The organism is Chroogloeocystis siderophila 5.2 s.c.1 (assembly GCF_001904655.1).
In the GTDB taxonomy this organism is placed as follows: Bacteria; Cyanobacteriota; Cyanobacteriia; order Cyanobacteriales; family Chroococcidiopsidaceae; genus Chroogloeocystis; species Chroogloeocystis siderophila.
Window position 1 is genome coordinate 40,880 of record NZ_MRCC01000011.1, and the last position, 18,828, is coordinate 59,707.

Here is an 18,828-nt window from a genome sequence, read left to right on the forward strand (position 1 = left end):
GAAAGTGGCAACCTATCTACAGAATTTTGCGACTTCTTTATCTATAGTGGCACGACTAGAGTAGAAAACTCGTTTGTGGGGTCGATTGCTGCAAAAAGCAGTTAATTCGCTTATACTGATGTATTTGAAATTTGATCGTCATCAACCTCTATTTAATCGCCAGAACAAAAAATGTAAGGATGCCAGTATGAAATTTAAACTTCTACGCTTGTTATCGCTTCAAGGGCGCTTCTGGTGGTCAACCTTGTTTTGGCTCGCGTTCATTACTCCCTCAGCGGCAATGGAAATTCGCGTAGCAATTGAACAAGGTGTCGAGCAAGTTAAAGTTGGTAGTTCAACAACGGCGACAATCCGCGATTACAGCAGTGGCAAACCGTTGGGACAACTTGCGGCAATGAATGCCTTTTACGCGCAACCCAATCCTGCTGGCGTTGCCTTAGCGCAGGTAAAATCTTCGGCGATGTGGGTTGAGCCGAGTGGGGATGGCTATGTATTCATTGGCGATCGCTGGTATCGCGGAAAAACCTTGTTAATGCCCACACAACAAGGCGTAACTGCGGTTAACTACGTCGATTTGGAACAGTATCTCTACAGCGTTCTCGGCGGAGAGATGAATGGTAATTGGCATCAAGAAGCTTTAAAAGCCCAAGCCGTTGCGGCGCGTACTTATGCGGTTTACAAGCGAGAAAATGAAAGCAACGGTGTTTATGATGTTGTCAATACGCAAGCATCACAGGTTTACAAGGGTATTGCCAGCGAATCACCTGGTACTCATGCTGCGGTAAATGCCACCACGGGGCAAATCCTCACTCACAATAACAAAGCGATTCTCGCAGCCTTTCATGCGTGTTCGGGCGGTCATACAGAAAACGTTGAAGATGTGTGGTCGCAACCATTACCATACTTACGGGGCGTTGCTGGCTACGATGACAATGTGAATGCCTGTCAGTGGGTAAAGACGGTGACGGGAGCAGAACTGAACCAGAAAATTACTGGAATTGGCACGGTACAAGCTTTAACGCCCGTTTTAAGTCCTTATGGTAGCGTCAAAAGCATGAAATTTATCGGCGATCGCGGTACGCGCGAACTGCGAGGTGATGCTTTACGTACTGCGCTTGGTTTGAGAAGTACGCGCTTTACGATCACAGCCGAACCTTTGGGTTTACGCTTTGATGGTCGTGGTTGGGGTCATGGCTTGGGTATGAGTCAATGGGGAGCGTATAATTTAGCGCAACAGGGTGTTAAGTACCAGCAAATTTTATCGCACTACTATCGCGGTGCTAGCCTGGCTCAGCTAAAACCTTAACCCTAAATCCGATTTAGCCTTGAGGAATATTGTGGTGTGGCAAACACGATCGCATTATTTCTCATTCAGCATCGCTTCAGCATATTCAAGCCAGTTAAGTAATTCTTCGTTTTCTACTAATTTATTGTGGTTGCAATTGACTCATTTGTAGAAACGTCACTTCCCAAACTAATCGTGGTTGTGCGTAGGAGCGTAAGTACTTTTTGGCTTGTTCTAAATATGGTAAAGGTGAGTGTTGTATGTCTCCTGCTAGAAACTGCTGCCAATAAGCGTGTTGTAGGTAATCTATCAACCACAATTGCGCTTCTGTCTCTAAAGTTTTATCAATTTGTCTTGCTAAATCTAAGGCGCTATGCAGCGATCGCGGTGGATGAGTCAGCGCTTTGATGAGTTCAGCAGGAATTGCTTGGAGTTGCTGAATTGCGGCGATTGCATCTCCTGGGCTTCCTTGTGCGATCGCTAATATAGTGGGTGACATCTGCAAATTTTCATCGCTAGCTTGCTGTAAAACTTGCGTCATCTGCTCGCGACTTAGGCGATAAAATGGAATTCGCTGACACCGCGATACTAATGTTGGTAACAACGCTTCCACCGCAGGCGCAATTAAGATGATTGTTGCTAGTCCTGGTTCTTCTAGTGTTTTGAGCAACGCATTCGCTGCGGCTTCTGCGATTGTTTCTGCTTGTTCAATGACAACTAGATTGCGAGATGCTTCTAACGGAGAACGGCTGAGAAATTGCGCGATTTCTCGAACTTGTTCGACGCGAATTATTGGCGGTGCTTTGCGTTTGACTCCAGCATCGGCGGCTTCTGCGGCGGTGAGTCGTTGTCCTTGATGCAGATAAGTTGGTTGCACCCACAATACGTCTGGGTGGTTTCCTAGTTGTACGCGTTGTTTGATTTGGGGATGCTGAGCGACTGGAACATTTGTACAGAAGATTTGCTGAATAAAGCACTGTGCGGTTAAACTACGTCCTACCCCAGGTGAACCAACAAACAAATAAGCTGGCGCAATTCGTTGACGATCAATGGCTTGTGTTAGTAATGCGATCGCTTGTGTTTGTCCGATAACTGGTGCGAAAAAGTTGGACATATATAAAGGTCAGGGGTCAGCGTTAAGATTTAATCTATGTTGGGCTGTTTGCAGTTTTGCTTTCCCAGACGGTAATAATTACGATTTACTCTTGCTTCTAATTTCAGGAAAGCGTTGTAGTAAGATTTGCTGAATTTGTTCTTGTACTTCAGCTACGCTGCGACTAGCATCGACTCGAACAATCCGATTTGGGTGGTTTTGAGCTAATTCAGTGTAACCTTGTTGTACGCGGCGATGAAACTCTATTTTTTCTTGCTCGATGCGATCACCTCCGGCGCTGCGCTCCGCGCAATCACTCGTACTTTGGTACTGTTTTCTGGCGAGACTGATAGCTACATCGATATCTAACCAAATTGTGACATCGCTTTCTAATCCACGTGTGGCAATGGAATTTAATTGCGCAATTAAGCTATGACTTAGACCTCGCCCGTAACCCTGATACGCGACGGTAGAATCAACATAGCGATCGCATAAAATAATGGTTCCATTAGCGAGCTCGGGTTTGAGGACTTCTTCTACGTGTTGGGCGCGGTCTGCTACGTATAATAATAACTCAGTAGAATGATAAATTGGCTGTGTATTTACATTTAACAATAATTGGCGTAGCGCCGTACCTAAATCTGTTCCACCTGGTTCGCGGGTGACGATCACAGATAACGATAATGTTTTTAGCCATTGATGCGATCGCTGTAACTGCGTTGTTTTGCCGCAACCTTCGACACCTTCAAAGACAATCAATCTACCACTCATGCGCTTACTTTACTCTATACAGAAGTCGAAATAAATTTCTCAATGCGCTAGCTTTGTTTTGCTAACCCCTGGTATTGGCAATCTGTCGTATATCATAGAATCGACGCGCGTTTTCCCAGCGAGGAGTATTTATGGCTCGCTATACCAGCTGGTTCACTGTTGAAGTTCCACCTACACGTTTACAGCAGTTACTGATTGAGGTTTTGCAAACTTGCAATCTTGATATTGTATACCACACAAGCGACTACATCATGGCGCAGGAAATTCCTGGCAAAACTCCTTTCGCTCGATTGGTCGTTGTCGAAGTACTTATAGATAAAACAATGAATTCAACCACAGAAACGCGGATCAACATTGTCGTTAAAAACGAAGAATTACCGCTACAAATGAATAACCATTGCTACCAAATGTTTCAACAAGTAAATCAGGCGATCGCCGATAATCATCAGTGGCAGCTAATCGAAAGTATTTGTGGGTGAACTAATAATTTATAAAAATTAAGCCCGCCGATTTGGGGGCTTACGAAAATATGTTCGTTAATTCTTATGCTGGTCTTGCTAGAGTCTACAGTCGAAGGATGCTTGTCGCTAGTATTGTTTAGTCTTCAAACTCTGGCATCATATTCGGACCAATCAAAGTTACATCATACTCGTCCAAGGGACCAGAAGGCATTGTGTCTCTGCTCAATAGGTAATAAATTGCTCGAACTTGAGGACCAAACACAATTTCATCTTCATTTTTGAGGTCGTGTGCAGGAATTTTCCGACCATTAATCAGTAATCCATTGGCACTAGGTTTTCCTTTATAGTCGCCGTCAATAATACGATAGTAAAAGCTGCCATCTTCGCGTGGTAATCTGACCAGCGTTGCGTGACGACGAGAAACAAACTGCGAAAACAAACGGATATCGCAGCGCGCGTCTCTGCCGATAGAGTACACAGGAGCGTCTAAACTAAATTCTTTACGTCCCTGATCGTCTTCAACAATCAGTATGTGGTTCTGATTAGGTTGTAAAGCCATTGAAGCATCGGTTAGTAAAATCACTGAATCAATCTGTTCGTTTCGCTTTGGTCATACCAGCTGGGAATCGCTATCAAAAAGCGCGATTTCTGCTGAGATTATTGAATTAGCTTAACTTAGCTTGATTGTACTTTACATTTAAATGTCTCCTCTATCAAATCTAGTATCATTTCACTAAATGACAATGACAAATAAGTTCTCCTTACCTTTCTGCTTCCTCTGCTGCTCATTTTGCGTAACTTTAAAGTGGAACAATATAAGGTAGCCTTTAATATTCATCACCAGTAACTTACGATCTATTGCAGTTTAGTTACATAAAGTAACACTCTGAGCGTCTACTATTTTGCCTAGAGTAATTACGTATAGGGAAGCATTGAATTTGATAAGTATAAGCGTTTTAAACGCCTGCTGGAGTCTTCATTTCTGTTTGGTGAAAGCGGCGCAACAACAAAGAATTGGTAACGACACTGATTGAGCTAAGTGCCATGAATGCACCCGCTGCTGCTGGACTGAGAACAAAACCAAAACTCGGTAGCAAAACACCAGCTGCAATCGGAATTCCTAGTGTGTTGTAGGCGAATGCCCAAAATAAGTTTTGGCGAATTTTATTGAAGGTCGCACGGCTTAACTTGATCGCAACGACAACATCGGTTAAGCGATCGCGCATCAGGACAATTTCTGCGGTTTCCATCGCAACGTCCGTGCCAGTTTTTAAGGCAATTCCGACCTCAGCTTGTGATAAGGCAGGAGCATCATTAATACCATCACCTACCATCGCCACGAGATGATTTTGCGATTGTAGTTGTTGAATGGCGGCTGCTTTACCACTAGGACGCACGCCTGCAAGGATGTGGTGTGGTTCGATGGCGAGTTGTAGCGCGATCGCCGCCGCGACTTCTTGTCGATCCCCAGTTAAGAGCATGACTTGTAGACCGATTTGCCGCAAGCTATCTACCGTAGCTTTTGCGTCTGCTCTGAGCGTATCTGTCAGCGCAATTAATCCTACTAATGCACTTTCTACTGCTACATAGATGACAGTTTTACCGTTACTGAGCAGCGATTGACTCAGTTGTTGTGCAGCATCATCAATCGTAATCGAGTGCTGTTTGAGCCATTCCTGATTACCCAGCAACACCTGAGTATGACCTGCAACTACGGCTGATACTCCTAATCCTGGTTCCATGTCGAAGTTATGGGCATCGAGAATTGGCAAATTTTGCTGTTGTGCAGCTTGTCTGATCGCGGTAGCTACAGGATGCGCGTTGCCACTTTCTGCGGCTGCGGCTAGTTGTAGCAGGTACTGAGTATCAGATATAGCTTCTTCGCGGCAGATTTCTGTCAAGGCGATGCAATCGCTGACGTGCAAAAGTCCAGTTGTGAGCGTACCAGTTTTATCAAAAACTACTGCACTTAATTGATGTACTCTTTGCAAGACATCGCCACCTTTGATCAATAACCCACGTTCTGCACCTACTCCTGTACCGACAAGAATCGCGGTAGGTGTCGCTAGTCCTAAAGCACACGGACACGCAACAACCATCACGGCGATCGCAAGTTTTAAACTGAGTAACAGCGGCGAATAAATTGTCGTTTGGACATGATGCGGCTGATGTAGTGAGTTATGTCCTAAGTGGACAAGGTGATGCGGCTGCGTGACGACATCAGACCAGATATGAGTCCCAATAAAATACCAAAACACAAAAGTCAATACCGCAGCGGTTAACACGCCGTAGGTAAAATATCCTGCTACTGTATCTGCTAATTTTTGAACGGGTGCTTTGCGCGTTTGCGCGGCTTCTACTAAAGCGACAATCTGGGCTAGCGTCGTATCTTTCCCTGTACGCGTTGCTCGTAGTGAAATTGTTCCTAGTTGATTTATTGTCCCTGCGGCTACAAGATCTCCAGGGTGCTTTGTCACTGGCATGGCTTCCCCAGTGAGCATTGATTCATCTACCGTTGTCTTCCCTGCAACGATTTCACCATCAACGGGGATTTTTTCACCTGGTAGAACTTGTAACCATTCGCCTACGCGCACGCGATCAGCAGGAATTTCTACACTTTCGCATCCTGAAGAAACTGTGGTTGTGGGCTCGGCTATTAAACGCGCAACTTGCGGTTGCAGCGCTAGTAATTCACGAAAAGCAGATGCTGCACGTCCTCGCGCTTGTTGTTCTAATGTTCTTCCGAGTAAGATAAAGCCCAACAGCATCACGGGTTCGTCAAAAAAGCAGTCCCAACCGAGTTGTGGAAACAAAAGTGCTACTAAACTTGCGGTGTAAGCCGTCAGCGTTCCCAATCCCACTAAGGTATTCATGTTGGGTGCATTGCGCCGCAATCCCCGCCAGCCATCAAGTAAAATTGGGCGTCCTGGTCCGAGTAAGGTGGTACTTGCGAGTCCAAAGTGCAGCCAAATATTGTGCAACATCGGCGGTGCAGGCAAACCCCACTCGCTGAAATGTCCCAAGCTAGACAATACAAGCAAAACGCCAGCAACAACTAACTGTCTAAATGCTGATTGCATTTCATGACGGTGTTTTGCTGGCTCTACACTACTAGAAACAGTAGCTTCTCCCTGTGCATAACGTGGTTGGGTAGGGAACCCAGCAGCGGTTAAATTCTCTGCGAGTTCGGCGGCATCTACAGCACCTGCGGTACACTCAACAACGGCAACTTCTGTAACCAAGTTTACACACGCAGAAAGTACGCTCTCATTTTTTGTTAACTGACTTTCGACAACCTTAACACAGCCAGCACACTTCATCCCTTGAATGTCTAGTGTGATTGTTTCTGTGGGTTGATTGATACTACTCGGTACAGACTGCGGTGACTCGGTTTTTGGGACAAGTTGCATAAATTCAGGGCTGCGACACCTCAACACATAACTACTGTAGCGTTTAGGTACAAAGCGATGGTAGTGCGGCTAAGAATTTAGGAAATTCGTAGTAGTTCTACATCAAAGACGAGGGTGGCGTTGGGAGGAATTACTCCACCTGCACCACGCGCCCCGTAACCAAGTTCAGGAGGAATAATTAACTGGCGACGTCCGCCGACTTTCATCGTGCTAATTCCTTCGTCCCAACCTTTGATGACTTGTCCTGCACCGAGTTTAAAGTCAAAGGGACGATTGCGATCGCGCGAACTATCGAACTTCGTTCCGTTTTCTAAAGTTCCGGTGTAGTGGACATAAACTCTTTGCCCAGCTTTTGGAGTTGCGCCATCACCTTCTTGGATATCAATGTATTTCAGTCCAGAGGGCGTTGTTATAGCCTTTTCATCAGACATCATGTTACTAAGTAAAGTATTTTCTGTAGTGGCGTTGCTGGGTGCAACAACCTCATTTGCTGGTTGATTTGGCGTGAGTTGTTCGGCAATTGCAAAGTCGGGTTGTTGACTGCTAAACTGCGCGACTACCAGTACAATGACGCAAGCGATGACAACACCTAAACTAATTAAAATTTCTCTCAAAATTTAGTTCTCCCTCAAGACAATAAATTGAGCGACTTCACGTGTTCTAGTTTATGTCAAAAGCGATTCTTTGTTAGCTAAACCACAGTAGTTACATTCCCCGCCACAATTTATTTTCTAAATCGCGTACCTGGCGCTCAAGACGGTCAATGCGCCCGCGCAATTCATCCATTTCTGCTTGGCGGGGTACACCCAAGTCTTGCAGCATATTGCGCATTTGACGCTGCATTTGCACTTCAAAATTACCTTGTTCTGATTTAAGTTGGTGCATCAAGTTGTCAATAAACTCTTTCGCTTGATCCGGCTGAAGCTTGCCGTCCTTGACTAGTTCATCACTTACTTCCCGCAGCTTTTCGGCTACCAATGACGTTGTGCCTATACCAACCATTAATAGCTGTTTAATCCAGTTGTTGCTTTCCATGCTATCTTGCGGATATTTAATCAATAAAGACGAAATCAAAAATCAGGGTTAGGAATGAGTCGCCACAAGAACATAACTCTGATACTACTGTATACCGTGTTATGGCATAGAATTGCGGTTGCTAAAGCTATGCTTGAAGCGTAAACCCTAAGTGCCCTGTAGTTCTATTGTGGCAAATTTACAGCTTTGCCTATAGCTACTGCAAGATAGAAAATCGCTAAGATGGTTATTGAGTTGCTTAAGTGTAAAGTAGATCCAAATTTGCGCGAACAATATTTGCAATTAGATGCAGAAGTTTGGACGAAAGCGCTGGCTGAGTGTCCTGGATTTCTAGGAAAAGAAGTTTGGCTGAATCCACACGAAGCATCAGAAGTTATTTTAGTGATTCGCTGGGCGACGAAAGAACAATGGAAAGCTATCTCTGACGAGTTTCTAAATCGGATAGAACAACTATTTTTGCAACAAATGGGTCGCACTTATAAAATTGTCGAGTCAGCAGAGTACCAAGTTTATGGCGATCGCTTATCTTCTTAGTTGACATTAACTTTAACTTTACTGTTATCAATGCCACATTGTCCTCGTTGTCATCAATCGGTTGATGCACAAGCTGTGACTTGTCCTTATTGCCGTACTCCACTCAAAGCTTACGGACATCCAGGAATCCCCCTACATCGCGCTACTGGTGATACGTACTTGTGCGATCGCTGTACTTATCACTTAGACGATACGTGTAATTTTCCGCAGCGTCCCTATGCCAAAGAGTGTACGCTCTATCAAGATGTCACACAAGCTCAATTGCGCGCATCACAGCAGTCTTACAAAAGCAGCTTGCGTGCAAATTTCCGTAGCTGGCTTCAACAATATCAGTTTTGGCTATTAATCCTCGGTTTACTCTTACTGAGTTTTTTGATTGTCTTGTAAAGTGGTATGAGGTCAAGAGTAATTAGATTAAGCAATTCACTCGTCCCTCATAATGATCTCCCGAATCTTCTCGGCGGTAGCAGGTGCGAGTAAAACGCCGTTGCGGTAGTGTCCTGTCGCGAGGAGAATGTTGTCAAAACCTGGCACGTGGCGAATGATAGGCGCCGGTTGTCCTTCGGGGCGTGGGCGTAATCCTGACCAAGTGCGGATAATTTTGGCTTGGGCTAAAGCCGGACAAAATGCGATCGCTTGCTGTTTAACTTTTTCTAATTGCGTAGCATCTGCGACTACCTGTCCGTTTGCAGAAAATTCTACTGTCGCACCAACCCAGTAATCTGTAATTGGTTGACTGCTAAGACAAGGAACAATATGAACGTCATCGCCTGTAATAACAGGTTGAAAATGGGGATTGCCTAAAGGTTGATTGACCCGCATATGAATCGCTTGACCGAGTACAGGTTTAATTTCTACGGCTAGCGTTGATTGTGCTTGCTGCGTAGGTGCAAATGTGAGTGCTATGTGAGTGCGATCGCGAGAAGTAGATTCTTGTCGCCATTGCAACGGTGTTGAACCAGTACCGGCGGCGATGACTAACCAATCAACATCTTTGATTTTTTCGGATAATTGAGCGTTCTCGATTTGGAGATACATCCGTTGATCGGCGTTATCGAGATAATAACCTGTGGCTGTGACTCCAAAATGAAATTGAACTCCTTTGTGCTTTGCGGCTTCTACTAAAGCTAACGTCAGCGCTACGGGGTCAACTTGTCGATCTTGCGGTGAGTAAATTGCTGCTACTATTTTTTCACCATTAAGCTGCGGACAGCGCGATTGTAATTGTGCAGCGTTCCAAATTTCTAATTGCCATTCTTGTGCTGAACGAACTGCGGCTAATTTTTCCCAAGCTGCTAAATCTTCTTGAAAACAAAGCATCAATATGCCTTGTCGATTGAAGGGAATCCGCCGCCTAATAGCCGCTTCTAGCTCTGGAATGAGGGTTTCATAGCGTTTGATACTCGCAGCGCGCATCTGCCAGGCATTACCCTTAATTTTGTGGCTAATGGCTCCCATTAATACCCCCAGCGCTGCCCCTGTTGCTGCTTGGGCGGGTGGTTGTTGATCGATCACGGTAACTTCTAGCCCAGATAAACTGAGTTCGTAGGCGATCGCCGCCCCGACAACACCACAGCCAATAACTAGTACATGACTCATGATTTGAGCGAGAATGTTTGAGTCGAGGAGCAGAGGAGCTTGAGAGAGTTACTTGTAAAGAGTGTTGAGTTACTAAGTTATTTTCTAATGCCTCTAGCACCTTTGTTCGCGAACAATTCAAAACGTGCTAACGCACCGCTACGCTTTCCAAAATTCAAAACTCATCACTATTTCCTCGCTCCTCGCCCCTCGTTAATTACGCTTCACTTTCTTGCGTTGGTGTTGATTTGGGAATCAACTGCAAAAAGCCATCGATATCTGCTAAGGCTTCGCGGTAGTTAAGTGTTGCTTTTTGATAATCAGCGGCTTCTGCGGCTTGCTCAATTTTGACTAAATTATCAAACAAGTCGCGAGTATATGCCCTTGCTTGTGATTGGTCTTGCGGTAGAAGATTGCGAGTGACGTAAGTCATTTTGAGTCGCATTTCCCCAACAGGACCGTGAATGAAGTTGCTGACATCGATCCAATCGCGACGTTTGATTAATGTGATGAGTTCGTTATTCATGCGATCACGTAACGCAACAATGTCAGGAACATATTGCTGAATTTGCTCTATCTGCGCCGCCGTATAGGTTGGAGGTGCTTTTGCAACGCTGGGGCTACTACAACTAACAAGAAACGTTGTCACGATAACTAAAATCAATGACAGAATTGACCGATAACGCGCCATAATCTGACTATACTTTTGTCTGCTGATGAACAGTGTCATTTTAGATCGCTGGTGGCAAGAATCAATTGCTATTGTCTTGCGCAAATGAAATTTTCGTCTCCTACTGCGAGAGGGATGTTCTCAGGACACGTGCGGCTCGTTGGGATTCAAAGTTTTAAGTGTAAATATCTGTTAACGGCTGTGGCGCGATCGCGTTGAGAGCAGCGATTGCAAAATTGATAAAGTATTGTTAAGCTGGAATACCAATACAGTAAGCTTTCTAGCGGTTTTCTGTCGTCTTTTTCACTACACTAGACTCAAAATCCAGGAGAGTTCCCGCGTGAACGCAGCTGAGCAAGCAACTAATTTGGAACTTACCAGTAAAATTGCTACAGTCGTTAATCTTTTTAAATCAGAGTTTCCTGACGCTAGGTCTGACCTCAAACCGTGGACTAACGATCCTGATACTAGAGAATTAGTCGATCCGGATTCAATCGATATTGGCTTTCACTTTCCTGGTGTCAGTCGGTCGTTGCAAAGTCGCAGCATTTTGGTACAAATCCGCTTTCACGAAGATCCTTTAAACGGCGATCGCGCTTGTATCGGCGTTGAAGCCGCAGGTTTTGACCATCGTGGTAAGCAGTGGCGTCTTTCTACCGTGGAAAACTGGAGTTTTGTTGGTGTTGTTCAACCTTCGCCTGAAGTTGGAGAAAAGTTAAAATCGTTTTGCCGCGAAATTATCCGCGTATTTAATCAGCCCACAGCACCAGAGTAGTCATTGATCACAAGTAGCTTCAAGGAATTCTCTAATCTTGCTTAATTGCTTGCAGACTGACTTTTACATTCACTACAGTAAGGTGAGTTATAGGTGTTCTGACGTTTACCAAATAGCGTGTAGCGGTTATCGCGGACTTGTTCGTAAATGCGATCGCCTACCCACTTGACGCCTGGTAATCCGCGATAAGCTTCAACAAAAAGATTACCCATCGGTAACACACGCCCAATTTCTTCGATGGCTGCTGTACCTTGCCAACGACGTTCAGGTGCATCAGCATCAAGTAAAATCACACCTAACTCGCAATCTTGTGGTGTAATTTCCCAGGGTGCAAGCGTCGCTTGGTCTTGCATGGGGACGTAACGAAATATTTGTCCTTTATCAAAGCTCTCAAGTAATCGGACAAAAGTCACGCAAAGATTGCAATTGCCGTCGTAGATAACGTGGTAATTCATGAAAACAATTTTCTGTATATGTGGTTACATTTATATTTTTAAGCTTATTTTGCTTGTTGTGTAAATCATGCTAAGGGGGACTTATTACTTGTAGGCGATCGCACAAACTGAATTTTCCCTTTTTAATATTAGTTTAAAGAGATATTTAATATTAAATATCTCTTTAAATAACACTATCTGAAAAGTAAGTGCCTTACTTTTAGGTGCGTACTTACTATTTTTATCTTTTTTGTTTAATATAGTAATAGAAAACGGGCAGTAATAATTTTTTCTAAATAAATTATTCAGCGAAGAGCATTAAAGTGTTTTAGTTATTTTAGTATTGTATAAACCTCAATAAAAATTAACTAATCTAATAATTAGCTATCTATATAGTTACGAAAAAGCTTGCAGGAGAAAACTCGAGGAGGTAAAAATATGACGCACACAGCTACCAACATTATTCATGATAGAAATGCTCGTGGTCGCACGCGAATGGGCTGGTTAGATAGTTACCATACTTTTTCCTTTGGAAGTTTCTACGATCCAGCGCGGATGGGATTTCGTGCTTTACGAGTTATTAACGACGATCGCGTTGTTCCTGGTGCTGGTTTTCCGATGCACAGTCACCGCGATATGGAAATTTTTACTTATGTTCTAGAAGGTGCATTAGAACATCAAGACAGCTTAGGTAACGGCGCGATTATTTCTCCAGGAGAAGCACAAATCATGAGTGCAGGTACTGGAATAACTCACAGCGAGTTTAATCCATCAACAACTGAACCTGTACACTTTTTACAAATTTGGATTATTCCTGATACACAAGGGGTACAACCTAGATATGAGCAAAAAGCATTTCCTCTAGAACAACGACGCGGTAACTTACGTTTAATTGCTGCTAAAGATGGACGTAATAATGCGGTGACAATTCATCAAGATGTTGATTTGTATACGTCTGTTCTAGAAAAAGGTGATGTTTTGAATTATCACCTCAAACCAAACCGTTATGCTTGGTTGCAAGTTGCGCAAGGAATTGTATCTCTTAACGATCAGGAACTTCGTGCAGGAGATGGAGTACAAATGTACGAAGGAGACTTAGAAATTAGCACTGATATTGGTGGAGAGATTTTGTTGTTTGATCTTGCGTAATTTACAGTGAGGTCGCACTTGAAAAATTAGCTATTAGCTTGCTCTGCCATGCTATAATACTATCTATTTAATTGATTTTAGGGTGAGTATTTGCTCACCCTATTTAGTATTAATGGGGGAACAAAATGCGAATAATCGCTAAAAATAATTATGTAATTACAGCTATAATTACTTTCATAGTTGAACCCGAACGTCAACAGAAACTCATTGATACTATACATAGTTGAATTTATTGAGACTACAGTAAAGTATCAATCTTTTAAGTAAATATTAGTAAGGTTTAGCCAAAAATAAGTTTCATTTATATCAGGTAGTCTATACTCAATCTACTCGTAGTTATTAAAATAACTCTACTTAAACGAGGTAAGCATTATGCAAGTAAGTTCGGCTTATACAAGACTTCTTGTTTCAGATCTCAAAGCTTGTTTTTTCTTCTACAAGGATGTTATGGAATTTCCCGTCAAAGTAGAAGATGAAAAAAAGTGGTTATGCTGGGTTTCAAGTTGGTGGAATGAAGCTGAGTTTATTTAGACGGCAAGAAATGGCAGAAATTATTAGAAAAATTGATAAACCAACTCATGCAGAATGCCAAGATAAAGTAGCTTTAATTTTTACTGTACATGATGTTGAACAAGAGTATCATTGTTTACTGCACAAAAATATTAACCTTGTGATTGAACCTCTGACTAATATAGATTACAGGATTAAAACAGCGTACTTTAGAGACCCTGATGGTAATTTGATTGGGTTGTATCAATTTTTAGACTAGATAATATTTGAAACGTTGTCATGACATGAGTACATCTGAGCAGTTTAATATTGAAGAAATAAAAGCGATCGCACTAAAGTCTTAAGCGATGGAATTTTTGCGATCGTTATTACTTGTTTTAGAACTTAGAGTTACAAATCTTTTAGATAACTTAGCAACAAACGAAATTCCCAGATTTATCCATCTGCTGCCTAAATTTATTAGCTACATCTTTCTGAGTATTCGCGAATTTGCAAGAGCAATGATGGCGGAAGAACAAGATTTATAAATATTGGTCAATATCAACTTTGGCACGGGCGTAGTGAATTCGTAGCACAAGCCCCAAAGTTATTTGCTTTATTATCCAGTAAAACGCTGTGATAATAACGAAGATGATAAATACAACAAACAGAGGACGTCGCTCAGTTAAATCATTGACAGTTTTGAGTAGAACGTTACCAGGTTCTGTGACTAAATCCCAACTGTTAAAGCGACGAAATCTACCAAGATAAACCCCAACAGCACACAACATATGTGCGATTAATTCTGCCCAAACGACAAATTGCCTTGCACCCAGACGTCTTAAGTAATATCCTTGATTAATCAAAGCAACGACATAAGCCTCAAATCCAATGAGCATCGCAAATAGATGCACAGGAATAACAAACAGCGTAATTATCCATGGGGATAAACCAGGGCGTATCCCGCGAATGAGATGGATAATATCGGTAAGTACGTAAGGCGCGTTGGGCAAAAAAGCTACGAAGACAACAAAAACTATCCACCATAGTAGAGAACGAGAACGTGTTTTGCGGCGAAATAACCAAAAGCTAAGCGCTAAAGGAATAAAAGCCAAAAACAAGTTCCACAGAATCCAGCCACTGTAGATTGCATCAAAAGCGCGTACTAGCTGCGTAGATAATTCGGTAAATACCCTGGCGGCAAAAATGCGATCCATTTTAGCTGTAATACTCTTATCTTGCTCTTCTTAGATTAACCTCTGTTTAAGATGGTTCCATCAAACAAGATGAAGTTATTAAGCAAAGATAAAGTCGCGTGTAAAACTAACGTTGGTAGAATCTTGCACTACGCCGATCGCATCATTGCCGAAGAAAATGGCGGTATCAAGTGCCGCATTGCCAAACCAGTTTCCGGATTGTAGCGAGTATTGGCTAGAAGTTCCCCTTACTTGAATATAATCATACCGCCAATCAAAATCGGTAATCCGAGCAAAGCCATCTCCTCGATAAAAGACATTAGAAGTGTCACCTAACACAAAGGTATCTGTACCTGTGCCCCCAGTCAAAACATCAAATTCTGTACTACCGCTGTAACCGACGAGAACATCGTTACCCGCGCCGCCATTCAGCGTGTCAGAACCGCCACCACCGAACAAGTAATCATTACCATTCCTACCTGAAAGATTATTGGCAACGCTGTTACCGATTAGAGTATCGTTTCCCGCCCCTCCGATGGCATTTTCCATAGTGACTCTATAGGCGATCGCTAAATTACCATTAGCTCGACTACTACTGTTATTGGAGAAACGTCCAATCGAACTAAAGCTTCCAGGATTAAGGTTAATCGTTGCAGCTAGAGATTGATTCGCAGCACTAATCGTATCGTTACCGCCAGCATCCCAGATTGTTTGTATAAAAGCTTGATTAGCGTTCCATGAATAAGTGTTATTGCCAGTACGAGTATTATTATTAGCACCGTAGAGAGCCTGAATTGCTGCAATGTCGTAAAGCATTGGTGTTTGAGGATGAATCCCACTACCTGGATGCCTGTTGTACGACATCACTGTATACTTGTTGTTATCTTCTTGTGCGGGTAGATAAGGACCTTGACTACCTCCTCCACCTGCATTGTAGTTACCTGGATGTTTTAGCCCTAGTGCATGACCGATTTCATGAACCATGGTCGCAAATCCAAAAGAGCCATTGGTTTGAGTGTCATTAAAAGAGTCAGAATTATTAAGCCAGACATCTCCTCCCAAGGGATTGTTGTCTGGCAAGTAAGCGTGAGCGCTTTTATTATTTCCTAAATTTGCTGTGCCAAACCGAATGATTCCACCCGCACCTGCATCAGATACTTCGACAAATCTGAGTCCTGAAATTTCACTGAAAAGCTGTAAGGCTCTACGTGCTGCGTTGGCTTGCGTTGTATTAAAAGGAACAAATTTGTTGCGCTCTGGATAGTTCCACGGATAATAGCTTGGGACTGATGTCATGAAACTATAACTTATTGTCGAACCAACCCAGTAATTCGCTGGGGTAGGTAGTAGTGCATCGATGTAGTAAACCCCTGTATTTGCTTGCGGTGTTAATCCTCCGTTTGTTGGTGTTGTGGTTTGATTTAGACTGTCGTTATTGAAATCACTGGAAAAACCACAGCACGCAGAACAGCCACAGCACTGTGGTTGAGTTGACAATTGTGATGTTGGTAGATCGTTACCAATCCACCCAAAGTTTTGCCCCAAATCAAACTTCTTTGCATTACTTATCGCTGAAGCTATTTTTTCAGTGTTAACAAGCTTGCTGCTTTCAATATCTGGCAGTATAAGAAGTTCCTTTTCTTTAACCGAATCGACAAAATCGTTTGAAATGATTTGCTGAAGCGATTTACCGGCAGTTTCTATTAACGATGACGCTACTGATGTAAATTCTGTAATAGTAGGCACGATTTCTAGCAGAGTGTCGCTAGCAAATTCGCTGTAATTTAAAAGGTTGTCTTGGTTCAAATCATATTCATCAGAAATTAGATCAGGATATTCTGTAGTTTTTGAAACAGTTGTCATAATTTTGTCAGTAGAAGTTATGAATAAGTGTTTATTAAGCCGCGTCGGGCTGTGACCTAGCTTGTATAAGTTCAGAATAAATGAGTGACTTTTGCGGCGTATTGCCTTTTTGTGCAAATTTATTTACCAACAATAGTTAATTTTTCTTCACGTACAGCGAGATTGCAAAAAGTTATAGTCGTCACATTGAGTAGTTAGGCACTCATAGCCATCAACAATGACCCATTAGCAATTAGTAACCCCAAATAGAGGCTCATAAGTCAAACTATTTTTGTGAATAACAACTTTGAGTAGCAGTGTTTTCAGCTACAGTATCCGCGCTGCTAGTAGTCAAAAATGGTGATTTAGACAACAGTAAGTTACTTTCGCTTACTACTGTTGGTTGCGATTAAGATATGAAACCTCGGATTATTGTCTGCGGCCTAGAACGCACGGGCTACAAAATCTTTTGTTTACTTAGGCAACAAGGAGCAAGTGTCGTAGGAATTCATCACCAGCCGATTCCTAAAGAAGAAACGATCATCGTCGGCGATCTTCAGGCTGCGGCGACTTTACAAGCGGCAAGCATTGAAACGGCGCAAACACTGGTACTAGCAAACAGTGATGATGCGCTGAATTTGGCAATTCTAATTCAAGCACGCGTACTTAATCCTCGAATTCGGATTATCAATCGCTTATTTAATGCCAACTTAGGCGATCGCCTCGACCACACCTTGCCGGATCACGTTAGTATGAGTGTTTCAGGTTTAGCCGCACCGGTATTTTACTTTGCCGCGCTTGGAAATCGCGCGATCGGGCAACTCAAACTATTTAATCAAACATGGCCTATTCAAGAAGAATACATTCATGAAAATCATCCCTGGCGCGGGCGACTGTTGAGTGATTTATGGGACGATCGCACGCGGATGTTGATTTACTATCTACCAGTATGTGGAGAAATTGATCTTGTTTGTGCAGTCAGTTCAGGACAACAGTTGCAAGTTGGCGATCGCCTGATCGTTGGTACCCAACCAAGTATCCGCACAATGCGTAAATCAGCGCTGTCTAAACTGCTGAAAGTCATTACTAACCTACGTCAATTTCGCCAGCACGGGCAATCGTTAATGGTTGTGACGTTAGTTCTGCTGATCACTATTTTTACTGCGACGCTCACTTATATTTGTTTTGATTTAAACACTTCGATTATTGATGCTTTATATTTTTCGGTTGGGATGATTACAGGTGCTGGCGGTAAAGAAGAAGTTGTCGAAAAAGCGTCAGACAGCATCAAAGTCTTTACCGCGTTTATGATGTTAATTGGCGCAGGTATTATTGGAATTTGCTATGCGTTACTCAACGATTTTGTTTTGGGTACGCGCTTCAAACAGTTTTGGGATGCGGCACGAGTTCCGCAACGCCATCATTATATTGTCTGCGGATTAGGTGGCATGGGCGTGCAAGTTGTTCAACAATTCCATGTGAGTGGACACGAAGTCGTCGTTATTGAACGCGATCATAATAACAGATTTCTCAATACTGCCCGTGGATTAGGTGTCCCAGTGATTCAAGGTGATGCGAGTTTACCGGAAACATTACAAGCCGCGAATCTCAAATCAGCAAGCGCTTTATTAATTGTGACCAGTAACGATGCGGTTAATTTGGAAATTGCGCTGAATGCTAAAACATTAATGCCGAGTATTCCCACGATTGTCCGCTACGAACATCCAGATTTTGCGCACATGGCGCAACAAGTCTTTGAATTCGAGGCGGTGCTAAGTCCTGCTGAACTTGCAGCCCCAGCTTTTGCCGCCGCTGCGCTGGGCGGAAGAATTTTAGGCAATGGCATCACGGCGGATAGTCTTTGGGTTGCTTTAGCAACTTTAATCACTCCTTCGCATCCTTTTTGCGGTCAACGCGTTAAAGAAGCCGCAATGCAATCTGATTTTGTCCCGCTGTATATCGAAACGAATTGCCAAACGATCCACGGCTGGGATTTATTAGGTACGTATTTAAGCGCAGGCGATGTCTTATATCTAACTATGCCCGCAAATCGGTTAGATCAGTTGTGGCGGGCTGTACCTTCTCAGATTATGGTGAGTTGAGCGA

Annotated in this window: 20 protein-coding genes; 9 read left to right on the forward strand and 11 right to left on the reverse strand. The window is 43.1% G+C overall.

Translation table 11 applies throughout. The features are described from left to right. The first annotated feature begins 187 nt into the window (after positions 1-187). Positions 188-1,306, forward strand: coding sequence for a SpoIID/LytB domain-containing protein (locus NIES1031_RS14180; RefSeq protein WP_073550307.1), 1,119 nt, complete (start codon positions 188-190; stop codon positions 1,304-1,306). A 121-nt stretch (positions 1,307-1,427) separates the two neighbouring features. On the opposite strand, the gene holB is transcribed toward NIES1031_RS14180, so the two are convergent. Further along, positions 1,428-2,399 (reverse strand): DNA polymerase III subunit delta', encoded by a 972-nt coding sequence (holB, locus tag NIES1031_RS14185; protein ID WP_073550167.1) that lies wholly within the window; start codon positions 2,397-2,399, stop codon positions 1,428-1,430. A gap of 78 nt (positions 2,400-2,477) precedes the next feature. Continuing rightward, positions 2,478-3,149 carry a dTMP kinase gene (tmk, locus tag NIES1031_RS14190; RefSeq protein ID WP_073550169.1) on the reverse strand — a complete coding sequence of 224 codons (672 nt, stop codon included), beginning with the start codon at positions 3,147-3,149 and terminating at the stop codon, positions 2,478-2,480. A gap of 131 nt (positions 3,150-3,280) precedes the next feature. Between tmk and NIES1031_RS14195 the strand changes: the two genes are divergently transcribed. After that, positions 3,281-3,628: a hypothetical protein gene (locus NIES1031_RS14195; RefSeq protein WP_073550171.1), complete on the forward strand. Its 348-nt coding sequence runs from the start codon at positions 3,281-3,283 to the stop codon at positions 3,626-3,628. Positions 3,629-3,746: 118 nt separating this feature from the next. On the opposite strand, the gene NIES1031_RS14200 is transcribed toward NIES1031_RS14195, so the two are convergent. The 4 genes from NIES1031_RS14200 to NIES1031_RS14215 all read right to left on the reverse strand — a co-directional run bounded on the left by NIES1031_RS14200 (position 3,747) and on the right by NIES1031_RS14215 (position 8,055). Further along, positions 3,747-4,169, reverse strand: a complete 423-nt coding sequence (locus NIES1031_RS14200; RefSeq protein ID WP_178378143.1) for an FHA domain-containing protein — start codon at positions 4,167-4,169, stop codon at positions 3,747-3,749. A gap of 397 nt (positions 4,170-4,566) precedes the next feature. Further along, positions 4,567-7,020, reverse strand: a complete 2,454-nt coding sequence (locus NIES1031_RS14205) for a heavy metal translocating P-type ATPase (protein ID WP_073550175.1) — start codon at positions 7,018-7,020, stop codon at positions 4,567-4,569. A 77-nt stretch (positions 7,021-7,097) separates the two neighbouring features. Continuing rightward, a complete protein-coding gene (locus tag NIES1031_RS14210) occupies positions 7,098-7,634 on the reverse strand; it encodes an FKBP-type peptidyl-prolyl cis-trans isomerase (protein ID WP_073550176.1) in 537 nt (178 codons plus the stop codon). Between the two features lie 91 nt (positions 7,635-7,725). Further along, the gene (locus NIES1031_RS14215; RefSeq protein WP_041918722.1) at positions 7,726-8,055 is read right to left on the reverse strand and encodes a phasin family protein; all 330 of its coding nucleotides are present in this window, start codon (positions 8,053-8,055) and stop codon (positions 7,726-7,728) included. A gap of 222 nt (positions 8,056-8,277) precedes the next feature. On the opposite strand from NIES1031_RS14215, the gene NIES1031_RS14220 reads away from it, so the two are divergent. Both NIES1031_RS14220 and NIES1031_RS14225 read left to right on the forward strand, forming a co-directional pair. Beyond that, entirely contained in the window at positions 8,278-8,589 is a 312-nt protein-coding gene (locus NIES1031_RS14220; protein ID WP_073550177.1) for a TIGR03792 family protein, read from the forward strand. A gap of 30 nt (positions 8,590-8,619) precedes the next feature. Next, positions 8,620-8,976, forward strand: coding sequence for a zinc ribbon domain-containing protein (locus NIES1031_RS14225; protein WP_015190779.1), 357 nt, complete (start codon positions 8,620-8,622; stop codon positions 8,974-8,976). Between the two features lie 36 nt (positions 8,977-9,012). On the opposite strand, the gene NIES1031_RS14230 is transcribed toward NIES1031_RS14225, so the two are convergent. Further along, on the reverse strand, positions 9,013-10,188 hold the full coding sequence (locus NIES1031_RS14230) for an NAD(P)/FAD-dependent oxidoreductase (protein WP_073550179.1): 1,176 nt from the start codon (positions 10,186-10,188) through the stop codon (positions 9,013-9,015). Positions 10,189-10,384: 196 nt separating this feature from the next. After that, positions 10,385-10,897 (reverse strand): photosystem II protein PsbQ, encoded by a 513-nt coding sequence (psbQ, locus tag NIES1031_RS14235; protein WP_236738843.1) that lies wholly within the window; start codon positions 10,895-10,897, stop codon positions 10,385-10,387. A gap of 280 nt (positions 10,898-11,177) precedes the next feature. Between psbQ and NIES1031_RS14240 the strand changes: the two genes are divergently transcribed. Continuing rightward, positions 11,178-11,612, forward strand: coding sequence for a hypothetical protein (locus tag NIES1031_RS14240; RefSeq protein ID WP_073550183.1), 435 nt, complete (start codon positions 11,178-11,180; stop codon positions 11,610-11,612). 41 nt (positions 11,613-11,653) lie between these two features. On the opposite strand, the gene NIES1031_RS14245 is transcribed toward NIES1031_RS14240, so the two are convergent. Beyond that, on the reverse strand, positions 11,654-12,067 hold the full coding sequence (locus NIES1031_RS14245) for a thiol-disulfide oxidoreductase DCC family protein (RefSeq protein ID WP_073550184.1): 414 nt from the start codon (positions 12,065-12,067) through the stop codon (positions 11,654-11,656). A gap of 417 nt (positions 12,068-12,484) precedes the next feature. On the opposite strand from NIES1031_RS14245, the gene NIES1031_RS14250 reads away from it, so the two are divergent. The 3 genes from NIES1031_RS14250 to NIES1031_RS14260 all read left to right on the forward strand — a co-directional run bounded on the left by NIES1031_RS14250 (position 12,485) and on the right by NIES1031_RS14260 (position 14,232). Further along, positions 12,485-13,195, forward strand: coding sequence for a pirin family protein (locus NIES1031_RS14250; RefSeq protein ID WP_073550186.1), 711 nt, complete (start codon positions 12,485-12,487; stop codon positions 13,193-13,195). 472 nt (positions 13,196-13,667) lie between these two features. Beyond that, positions 13,668-13,964: a VOC family protein gene (locus NIES1031_RS14255; RefSeq protein ID WP_218596807.1), complete on the forward strand. Its 297-nt coding sequence runs from the start codon at positions 13,668-13,670 to the stop codon at positions 13,962-13,964. An 88-nt stretch (positions 13,965-14,052) separates the two neighbouring features. Further along, complete coding sequence (locus NIES1031_RS14260; RefSeq protein ID WP_073550188.1) at positions 14,053-14,232, forward strand: hypothetical protein; 180 nt, start codon at positions 14,053-14,055, stop codon at positions 14,230-14,232. Here NIES1031_RS14260 and NIES1031_RS14265 read toward each other — a convergent pair. Beyond that, positions 14,227-14,901, reverse strand: coding sequence for a DUF1361 domain-containing protein (locus NIES1031_RS14265; protein WP_073550190.1), 675 nt, complete (start codon positions 14,899-14,901; stop codon positions 14,227-14,229). The genes NIES1031_RS14260 and NIES1031_RS14265 overlap by 6 nt on opposite strands. A 78-nt stretch (positions 14,902-14,979) precedes the next feature. After that, positions 14,980-16,743 carry a M10 family metallopeptidase C-terminal domain-containing protein gene (locus NIES1031_RS14270; protein ID WP_073550192.1) on the reverse strand — a complete coding sequence of 588 codons (1,764 nt, stop codon included), beginning with the start codon at positions 16,741-16,743 and terminating at the stop codon, positions 14,980-14,982. 395 nt (positions 16,744-17,138) lie between these two features. Between NIES1031_RS14270 and NIES1031_RS14275 the strand changes: the two genes are divergently transcribed. Further along, positions 17,139-18,824: an NAD-binding protein gene (locus NIES1031_RS14275; protein ID WP_073550194.1), complete on the forward strand. Its 1,686-nt coding sequence runs from the start codon at positions 17,139-17,141 to the stop codon at positions 18,822-18,824. Positions 18,825-18,828 lie beyond the last annotated feature (4 nt).

Excerpts from the sequence above, each read along its gene's own strand:
- NIES1031_RS14180 (WP_073550307.1), top strand. The coding sequence starts at position 188 with ATGAAATTTAAACTTCTACGCTTGTTATCGCTTCAAGGGCGCTTCTGG.
- holB (WP_073550167.1), bottom strand. The coding sequence starts at position 2,399 with ATGTCCAACTTTTTCGCACCAGTTATCGGACAAACACAAGCGATCGCA.
- tmk (WP_073550169.1), bottom strand. The coding sequence starts at position 3,149 with ATGAGTGGTAGATTGATTGTCTTTGAAGGTGTCGAAGGTTGCGGCAAA.
- NIES1031_RS14195 (WP_073550171.1), top strand. The coding sequence starts at position 3,281 with ATGGCTCGCTATACCAGCTGGTTCACTGTTGAAGTTCCACCTACACGT.
- NIES1031_RS14200 (WP_178378143.1), bottom strand. The coding sequence starts at position 4,169 with ATGGCTTTACAACCTAATCAGAACCACATACTGATTGTTGAAGACGAT.
- NIES1031_RS14205 (WP_073550175.1), bottom strand. The coding sequence starts at position 7,020 with ATGCAACTTGTCCCAAAAACCGAGTCACCGCAGTCTGTACCGAGTAGT.
- NIES1031_RS14215 (WP_041918722.1), bottom strand. The coding sequence starts at position 8,055 with ATGGAAAGCAACAACTGGATTAAACAGCTATTAATGGTTGGTATAGGC.
- NIES1031_RS14220 (WP_073550177.1), top strand. The coding sequence starts at position 8,278 with ATGGTTATTGAGTTGCTTAAGTGTAAAGTAGATCCAAATTTGCGCGAA.
- NIES1031_RS14225 (WP_015190779.1), top strand. The coding sequence starts at position 8,620 with ATGCCACATTGTCCTCGTTGTCATCAATCGGTTGATGCACAAGCTGTG.
- NIES1031_RS14230 (WP_073550179.1), bottom strand. The coding sequence starts at position 10,188 with ATGAGTCATGTACTAGTTATTGGCTGTGGTGTTGTCGGGGCGGCGATC.
- psbQ (WP_236738843.1), bottom strand. The coding sequence starts at position 10,897 with ATGACACTGTTCATCAGCAGACAAAAGTATAGTCAGATTATGGCGCGT.
- NIES1031_RS14245 (WP_073550184.1), bottom strand. The coding sequence starts at position 12,067 with ATGAATTACCACGTTATCTACGACGGCAATTGCAATCTTTGCGTGACT.
- NIES1031_RS14250 (WP_073550186.1), top strand. The coding sequence starts at position 12,485 with ATGACGCACACAGCTACCAACATTATTCATGATAGAAATGCTCGTGGT.
- NIES1031_RS14255 (WP_218596807.1), top strand. The coding sequence starts at position 13,668 with ATGAAAAAAAGTGGTTATGCTGGGTTTCAAGTTGGTGGAATGAAGCTG.
- NIES1031_RS14260 (WP_073550188.1), top strand. The coding sequence starts at position 14,053 with ATGGAATTTTTGCGATCGTTATTACTTGTTTTAGAACTTAGAGTTACA.
- NIES1031_RS14265 (WP_073550190.1), bottom strand. The coding sequence starts at position 14,901 with ATGGATCGCATTTTTGCCGCCAGGGTATTTACCGAATTATCTACGCAG.
- NIES1031_RS14270 (WP_073550192.1), bottom strand. The coding sequence starts at position 16,743 with ATGACAACTGTTTCAAAAACTACAGAATATCCTGATCTAATTTCTGAT.
- NIES1031_RS14275 (WP_073550194.1), top strand. The coding sequence starts at position 17,139 with ATGAAACCTCGGATTATTGTCTGCGGCCTAGAACGCACGGGCTACAAA.